Origin of the sequence: Streptomyces panacea (assembly GCF_040560175.1) — a bacterium.
GTDB classification, from domain to species: Bacteria; Actinomycetota; Actinomycetes; order Streptomycetales; family Streptomycetaceae; genus Streptomyces; species Streptomyces panacea.
On the sequence record NZ_JARJHW010000262.1, the window covers coordinates 1 to 8,013 of the forward strand.

Here is an 8,013-nt window from a genome sequence, read left to right on the forward strand (position 1 = left end):
AAGAGACAGCCAGGCCCCCCGGCCACCGAATCCCCCGACAGCAAGTCCCCTACAGCGACAGCTGGAGAGAGAAGCAGATGAAAAAGAACAGAGCCGCGACCGCTGCCGCCGTGTGCGGCGCGCTCCTCATCACCGGATGTTCGTCCGACTTCGGCAGCGACAGCAGCGCCGAACAGGAAAGCTCCGGCAAGCAGAAGCTGACCGTGATGATCGGCTCCTCCGGCGACGCCGAGACGAACGCCGTCAAGGCCGCAGCCGCCGCCTGGGCGAAGAAGACCGGCAACACCGTGACCGTCACCCCGGCACAGAACCTGGACCAGCAACTGGGCCAGGCGCTGGCGGGCGGCAAGCCGCCGGACGTCTTCTACGTCGGCTCGTCGGTCTTCGCCAACTACGCCAAGGGCAACTCCCTGTACGCGTACGGCGACAAGCTCACGGACAAGGAGGACTTCTCCGCCACGCTGCTCAAGTCCTTCAGCTACGACGACAAGTCCTACTGCGCCCCCAAGGACAGCTCCACCCTCTCCCTGGCGATCAACACCACGATGTGGAAGGCCGCCGGGCTCACCGACGCCGACCACCCCAAGACCTGGGACGATCTGGCGAAGGTCGCCAAGAAGCTGACCACCGACAAGGTCAGCGGCCTCGTCGTCAACAGCTCGTACAACCAGCTCGGCCCCTTCCTCAAGCAGGCCGGCGGCTGGATCACCAACGCCGACCAGACCGAGATAACGGCCGACAGCCCCGAGAACGTCGAGGCGCTGACGTACGTGAAGAAGCTGCTCACCGACAAGGTGCTCAGCTACCCCAAGCAGGTCGACGCGGGCTGGGGCGGTGAGGCGCTCGGCAGCCAGAAGGCGGCCATGACCATCGAGGGCAACTGGCTCTCCGGTGCCATGACGAACGACTTCCCGGACGTCGACTACCAGGTCGTCCCGCTGCCCGAGGGCCCGAAGGGCCAGGGCACGCTCTCCTTCAGCACCTGCTGGGGCGTCGCCAACAAGAGCGCCCACCACGAGGCGGCCGTCTCGCTCGTCGAGGCGTTCACCACAGCCGAGCAGCAGGTGAAGTTCGCCGACGCGTACGGCGTGATGCCCTCGCGCACCAGCGCACTGGCGACGTACGAGAAGCAGCACCCGCAGGACAAGGCGTTCGTGGACGGCTCCGCCTACGCGCAGGGCCCGGTCACACTGCCCGGCTTCACCAAGGCGCTCGACCAGTTCGACACGGACCTGGCCGGGCTGGCGACCGCCGACCCGAAGAAGATCCTCGGCGACCTGCAGACCAACGGTGAGCAGATCCTGAAGAGCAACGGCTGACGGACCCCCGTCCCACCGTGTACGACACCCGCCGGGGCGCACGGCCCCGGCGGGTGCGTGAGGAGAGAGAAACGCAATGAGTCAGTACGGCAGCGGCAGTGGCCCTGTCGCGGCGCCGCCCGCCGCGGCCGGAGGCGCCGGGGGCAGCGGAGACGCCGGGGCCATCGAGCCCACAGGCGGCACGGCAGGCAAGGGCCGCCGCCCCCGCCGCGGTTCGGCGACCGGCATCAAGGGCCGGCAAGGGCTGTGGGGCTGGCTTTTCGTCAGCCCGATGGTGCTGGTCCTCGGACTGTTCCTGCTGCTGCCCATCGGGATGGCCCTCTGGGTCAGCCTGCTGAACTGGAACGGGCAGTCCAACCCCTTCACCGGCGCCGCCGACTTCATCGGGCTCGACAACTACTCCAACGTCCTGACCACCGACGGTCTCGACCGCACGCTGTTCATGACCTCGGTGCGCAACAACCTCTACTTCGTCCTGCTGGTCGTACCGCTCCAGACGATTCTCGCCCTCGCGCTCGCCGTGGCCGTCAACAGCCGCCGGATCAAGGGCAAGAGCCTCTTCCGGACGATCTTCTACTTCCCCTCGGTGACCAGCTCCATCGCCATCTCCACCGTCTTCCTCTTCCTGTTCCAGGGCAGCGGCGCCGTCAACGCGCTGCTGAAGTGGGTCGGGATCACCGGACCGAAATGGTTCACCGACGCCAACGGCCTGGTGTGGACGGTGCTCGGCGGCCTCGGCATCGTCGACCCCGACAAGCCGACGGCGGCGCTCGCGTCCAACGGCTTCCTCGGACTGTCCTGGTGGGACTGGCTGTCCGGCCCCTCGATCGCGATGTGCACCATCATCGCTCTGATCGTGTGGACGTCGTCCGGCACCTACATGCTGATCTTCCTGGCCGCGTTGCAGGACGTGCCCGCGGAGCTGGAGGAGGCCGCCCTGCTGGACGGCGCCAACCGCTGGCAGTCGTTCCGCAACGTCACCATCCCCGCGCTCCGCCCGGTGATCTTCCTGGTGGTCACGCTCGGTCTGATCGGCAGCTGGCAGATCTTCGACGCCGTGTACGTGATGAGCCAGGGCGCCCCCGGCAACACCACCCTCACCCCCGCCTTCCTCTCCTACACCGCGGGCTTCCAGGACTCCGAATACGGCCGCGCCGCGGCCATCGCCTTCATCCTGCTGGCGATCATCATGGTGATGACCCTGATACAACGCGTACTGCTGCGCGACCGGGACAAGCCGGTCACGAAGCCGAGGCGCCTCGGGGCCATTCGCCGGAGGGCTTCATGAGCACGCTACCGACGACCCCTCCGGCGCGGAAGACCCCCGCGACCTGGCAGCCCCGGACCACCGGGAGCACCCCCGCCGGGCCGCGCGTCCCGCGCAGCACCGGCCGGCGGGTCCTGCTCGCCGTCCTGTATCTGCTGCTCACGGCGGTCGGGCTGGTGTATCTGCTGCCGTTCGCCATCCAGATCGTGACGTCGTTCAAGACCGACCCCGACGCGGCGGCCAATCCGCTGTCCCTGCTGCCGGACCCGTTCTCGCTGGAGTCCTACCGGCGGCTGTTCGGGCTCGGGAACGCCGGTGACGCGGTGCCGTTCAGCACCTGGCTGAGCAATTCGATACTCGTCACCCTCTTCATCACCGCGGGACGGGTCTTCTTCGACTCGCTGGCCGGATACGCGCTGGCCCGCCTCGACTTCCGCGGACGCAACCTGCTGTTCAGCGGGCTGCTGACGGTGATGTCGGTGCCCGGCGTGGTGCTGCTGATCCCGAAGTTCCTCGTCCTCAACCAGATGGGCATCTTCGACACGTACGCCGGCATGATCGTCCCCCTGCTGGTGGACGCGGCCGGGGTGTTCATCATGCGGCAGTTCTTCCTCTCCGTTCCGAGGGAGGTGGAGGAGGCGGCCAGGATCGACGGCGCCAGTGTCTTCCGCACCTTCTGGTCGGTGGTGCTGCCGATGGCCAGGCCCGCCCTGATCACCCTGACGATCCTGTCGTTCCAGGGATCGTGGAACGAGTTCACACACTTCCTGGTCGCGACCCAGTCGCCGCAGTACCAGACGCTGACGACAGGCCTCGCGTCCTTCGTCTCCGGCAGCCTGAGCAGCGGGACGCAGTATCCGCTCAAGCTGACGGCGGCCCTGCTGGCGACCATCCCGGTGGCAGTGCTCTTCTTCGTCTTCCAGCGACACTTCGTACGGAGTGCGAACTCGGGTGCGGTCAAGGAATAGGCCGAACTTCGGCGACTTCCTGCGGTCCGGTGAGACGGCTGGTCAGAATGTGGCATGGTCATCCGCCGTCTCAGCTACCTCCTCGACCGGGAGCCGGACACCGGCAGTGTCCGGCTCCAGCCGCTCCGGGCGCCTGAGCCGACGCCGTCGGAGGATTCGGAGGGCGGGGGCGGAGCCTCGCGCGATCTGCTCGCGCAGGTCGAGCAGGTCATCGCCCTCACCCACCGCCGGACGACGCACGGAGTCCTCAGTTGCAGTCGGCTCCCGAACGGCGGCAGCCTCCTCTGCAACGGCCGTACGGACCGTGAACACCCCGACGCGCAACGGCAGTTCATCGATGTCGTGCACCTCCCGGCCGGTGCCTCCGAGTTCGACCGGATGTGGCCGATCGACACCTGGCGCTCCCGGTCCTGGGACACGCCGGTTCCTGCCGACGGGGACCTGCTGCCCGCGCCGGAGGGGCACTTCGACCGTCCGCTGCTCGTCCGGTTCGCCCGCGAGCAGGCGTCGCGTGTCGCGCCGTTCCTCGCCGACGTACGGCGCCTCTGGGCCGACCCGGCCGGCCGGCAGATCGTCATCGCCGAGGAGGACCCGGAGACGACCGTCCGCTGGATCGCCCTCGCCTGCGCGTCGCTGCCCGAACACCTCGCCAGGGAGCTGACGTTCGTCACCCGCGCCGACGAACCGCGCGAGGCACCGCAGCAGATCATCGGGATCGGCCCCGACTCGTCGTTCGACCGGCACGATCCGCTGCTCGTCGAGCATCTGTACCGCGTCCACGACGGCCTCGGCGGGCCGGGCAGTCCGTATCTCCCCGATCCCTGGGCCGAGTTGATGGCCGCGCTGTGGCAGGCCGGCGCCCCACCGATCCCGTCGGCCCCCGTCTCTCCCGCGTCCGGCAGGGCTTCCGTGGTGACTTCCGGTACGGCGGAGCCCGCCGACCCGTTCGCCCTCGCGGCGCTCGTCCCCCAACTCCTGCGGCTGGGGACGGAGTCGGGGGACAGACTCACCGCACTCCACGGCGACTCACTGCGCACCGTCGTCGGCACGCTCGCCTCGGCCGCCCAGGACCAGGACCAGGGCTCCCCGGCCATCGAGGAACTGACCCGGGTCTGCCAGGAACTGGGCAAGCACTGCGCCGAGAGCGTCACCGACCCGCTGGCGCTGGTCCTCGCCCGGCGACGGCTCGCCGCCGCGCTCGACCAGGACACGAGACTCCGGCACGACCCGCTCGTCGGCCTGCCCCTAGGGGAGTCGGCGCAGCGCTCGCTGCGCACCGAGTTCGGACCCCGTTTCGACAAGGGCCTGGGGCGCCGGCTGCGCGGCCCGGTCTCCGGCTGGGCCGGGCCGCTGCATCTCGCGCTCGTCCTGCACGGACACCAGGGCCCCGGCGTCGAGGACGCGGTGAACAAGCTCGCCCGCGTCCTGCTCCGGCCCCGCGGCCCCGAGTCCGCCGACGCCGTGGCCGTGCTGAAGAGTGTCGGCCACCAAGGGCTGAACCGGCGCGTCCTCGCGAAGATCGCCGTCGAGACGACGGGCCGGCGGAGCGACCTCCTGCGGGAGTTGCTGACGTCGCCCCAGGGCGAGTGGGTACGGTCCCATCTCGACGTCGCACCGCCCTCCGTACGCCTGGTCGAACTGGCCGTACGGTGGAGCGGGCCGCCGCACCACCTGCGCGGGATCGACCTGTTCGCGAAGCTCGCCGAGCCGGCCCCCGGGTCGGCCGGGCCCGGCGGGCCGACCGCGACGGACCCGCGGACACTGGAGACCCTGTGGGGGCTCGTCTGGGGGTCCGACCAGCCCAACCGGGCTGATTTCCCCCGTATCGTCCATATCTGCGGCGCGGAGGCGATTCTCGCCGCCCATCTCGGCACCCGGTTCCTCGCGTGGCTCACCACGCCCGGACGGTTCGACCGTGAGCTGGTCGACTTCGCCCACGCCGTCCACCGCCGGCCCGAGCTGACCGGGCGGGAACGCGCCACCGCCCGACTGCTCGTCGTCGCCGACGACTTCGCGCAGTCGCACGCCTCGCCCAGGGACGTCGTCGACCGCGTCGGAGAGCTGCGCCGGGCCGGCTCGCCCGTGGACGCGCCGTTGTGGGACGGCGTCCAGTACCTGCTCGCCCGCGGCTTCGCCCGCCTCTCACCGCACGAACTCTACGAGTCGGGCGGGCTGTCGTTCCTCGCCAACTCGGAACCGGCGTTGCAGCGGCACTACCGTGCCGCCGTTCAGGCCGAGTTCGCCGACGACGCCCAGGTGGACCGTATGGCCGCCCGGCCGGACGCCGTCGCCGATCTCTTCTACGTCTGGCGCAGGGAACTGACCAGGTCCTCCCGCGCGTGGCACACCACGGTCGAGGAGTTGCTGCGGGGGACCCTCGGCGTGGTGCTCGGCCGGATGAACGAAGAACAGCGCAGCGCCGTCGCCACCCGGCTGGTGGGACGGTCCGACAACTGGTTGCAGACATGGGTGCGTTGGACGGACGAGATGGCGCACGGCGGCGGCCGTGACACCCGGATCCCGGGTGCTCCCGCCGCGTACCCACCGGCGCACGGACAGCCGCCGGCCCCGCACGTTCCCGGGCAGCCGCCGCCGCCCGGGCCCGGCGATCTGCCCCAGGTCCCACCGCGATATCCGCCCGGATACTCGCCGTCGCACCCGCCGTCGAACTCGCCGCGCTGACCGAAGGGACCGGTATTCCCGCTCGACACACTCACCGACATGCCCTCAACTAGGCTTCCGACCACCGTTTTCAGCATCACCGCAACGCCATCACCGCAACGCATCACCGAACCGCGTCATCGCACCACATGACCACACCGCGTCATCGCACCACATCACACAGGCATAACCAGGCGTGCGCGAATGGGACGCCTCGGGGGAGAGGACCAGCGTGACCATCATTCTCGACGTGCCCGGCGGCAGTATGGCCAGCCGCCCGGCACACTTCATCTGGATGCTCGACTGCTCGGGCTCCATGGGAGTGAACGGCAAGATCGGCGAGTTGAACTTCGCCATCCGTGAGGCCATTCCGGAGATGCAGCAGGCCGCGCAGTCCAACCCGGCCGCCTCCCTGCTCGTCCGCGCCATCTCCTTCGCGAGCGGCGCGAGTTGGCACATCCAGGAGCCCACCCCGGTGGACCGGTTCACCTGGGACGACGTACACACCTACGGCGCCACCGACATGGGCGCCGCCTTCCGTATGGCCGCCGCCGCGCTCCAGACCCCGCCGATGCCGCAGCGCGCCCTGCCGCCGGTCCTCGCCCTGGTCTCCGACGGCCAGCCGACCGACGACTGGCGTTCCGGACTGCGCGCCATCGACGACACACCGTGGGGCAAGCGTGCCGTGCGGGTCGCCGTCGCGATCGGCGACGACGCGGACAAGAGCATGCTCAAGGAGTTCCTCGGGAACCCCGAGCTCGAACCACTGCTCGCCAAGAACCCCCGCCAACTGGCGGCCGCGATCCGCTGGATGTCCACCGCGGTGGTGAAGGAGGCGTCGGCGCCGAGGATCGAGGACACTACAACCACCAACGTCTCGCCCGTCGTGCCGCTGACCAAGGACGAGAACGACATCTGGTGAACGCCACCGGGACACCCGCCGTGGCGTGGGAACTCCTCGACGGAGGAGTCAAAGGGGTCGCCAAGAAGTACAGCCAGGACCGGGGTGAGGCGCTGACGACGGCGGACGGCCGGGCCGTCGTGCTGGCCGTCGCCGACGGGCACGGGTCGCGCGCGCACTTCCGCAGTGAGCTGGGCGCGGGCTGGGCCGTGGAGGCGTTCACCTCCTGCGCCCGGGTGTACGCGCACGAGGTCGTACGGCGCGGGGACGACGCGGCGAACTGGCCCCGGCTGCTCGCCGAGGCCCGCACGCTCCCGCAGCAGGTCGTGCACGCCTGGCGCCGCCGCGTCCTGATGCAGGAGGCCAACTCCCCGGCGCACGGCGGTCACCCGACGTCGACCGGTACGAGCCGCGCCGCGCCCCGGGCCGACCTCGCCGTCTACGGCAGCACCCTGATCGGCGCCGTCCTCACCGAAAGGCTCCTGGTCTGCTGGCAGTTGGGAGACGGAGACATCGTCCTCGTCGACGAGGACGGCACGACCCACATGCCGCTCCACACGGGACCCGACATGGGCGACGAGACGGAATCGCTCTGCGAGCCCGAGGCCTGGCGCAAGGCGCGGCTGCACTGGCAGCCGCTCACCGGCGGCCCGCCACCGGGCGTGCTGCTCTCCACCGACGGACTCTCCAAGAGCTTCGCCGACCACGAGGGGTTCCTGGCCTTCGCCACCGGGGTGCGGTCGCGCGCCGCGTCGCACGGCGTCGCGGCCGTCCAGGCCCAACTCCCCGACTGGCTGGGCCACGCGGCCAAATACTCCGGGGACGACGCGACGCTGGCGGGCGCCTTCCCGGCGCCCCGCCCCGGCGCCGCCCCTGTCTCTTATACACATCTCCGAG

At 70.1% G+C, this 8,013-nt stretch carries 6 protein-coding genes; all 6 read left to right on the forward strand.

From position 1 onward, the window contains the following. Positions 1–77 precede the first annotated feature (77 nt). On the forward strand, positions 78–1,319 hold the full coding sequence (locus P3L51_RS33740; protein ID WP_354609165.1) for an extracellular solute-binding protein: 1,242 nt from the start codon (positions 78–80) through the stop codon (positions 1,317–1,319). Between the two features lie 76 nt (positions 1,320–1,395). After that, entirely contained in the window at positions 1,396–2,607 is a 1,212-nt protein-coding gene (locus P3L51_RS33745; protein ID WP_354609166.1) for a carbohydrate ABC transporter permease, read from the forward strand. Next, positions 2,604–3,554: a carbohydrate ABC transporter permease gene (locus tag P3L51_RS33750; RefSeq protein ID WP_354609167.1), complete on the forward strand. Its 951-nt coding sequence runs from the start codon at positions 2,604–2,606 to the stop codon at positions 3,552–3,554. Before P3L51_RS33745 ends, P3L51_RS33750 begins: the two co-directional genes overlap by 4 nt. A 54-nt stretch (positions 3,555–3,608) precedes the next feature. Continuing rightward, positions 3,609–6,236, forward strand: a complete 2,628-nt coding sequence (locus tag P3L51_RS33755; protein WP_354609168.1) for a GTPase-associated protein 1-related protein — start codon at positions 3,609–3,611, stop codon at positions 6,234–6,236. A 244-nt stretch (positions 6,237–6,480) separates the two neighbouring features. Next, on the forward strand, positions 6,481–7,137 hold the full coding sequence (locus tag P3L51_RS33760; protein WP_354609170.1) for a vWA domain-containing protein: 657 nt from the start codon (positions 6,481–6,483) through the stop codon (positions 7,135–7,137). Beyond that, a partial coding sequence (locus tag P3L51_RS33765) for a protein phosphatase 2C domain-containing protein (protein ID WP_354609169.1) occupies positions 7,134–8,013 on the forward strand: 880 nt, incomplete at its 3' end. The genes P3L51_RS33760 and P3L51_RS33765, both read left to right, overlap by 4 nt.

Bases quoted from the DNA above. Each gene is read 5' to 3' on its own strand.
- P3L51_RS33760 (WP_354609170.1), top strand. From the start codon at position 6,481: ATGGCCAGCCGCCCGGCACACTTCATCTGGATGCTCGACTGCTCGGGC.
- P3L51_RS33745 (WP_354609166.1), top strand. From the start codon at position 1,396: ATGAGTCAGTACGGCAGCGGCAGTGGCCCTGTCGCGGCGCCGCCCGCC.
- P3L51_RS33750 (WP_354609167.1), top strand. From the start codon at position 2,604: ATGAGCACGCTACCGACGACCCCTCCGGCGCGGAAGACCCCCGCGACC.
- P3L51_RS33740 (WP_354609165.1), top strand. From the start codon at position 78: ATGAAAAAGAACAGAGCCGCGACCGCTGCCGCCGTGTGCGGCGCGCTC.
- P3L51_RS33755 (WP_354609168.1), top strand. From the start codon at position 3,609: ATGGTCATCCGCCGTCTCAGCTACCTCCTCGACCGGGAGCCGGACACC.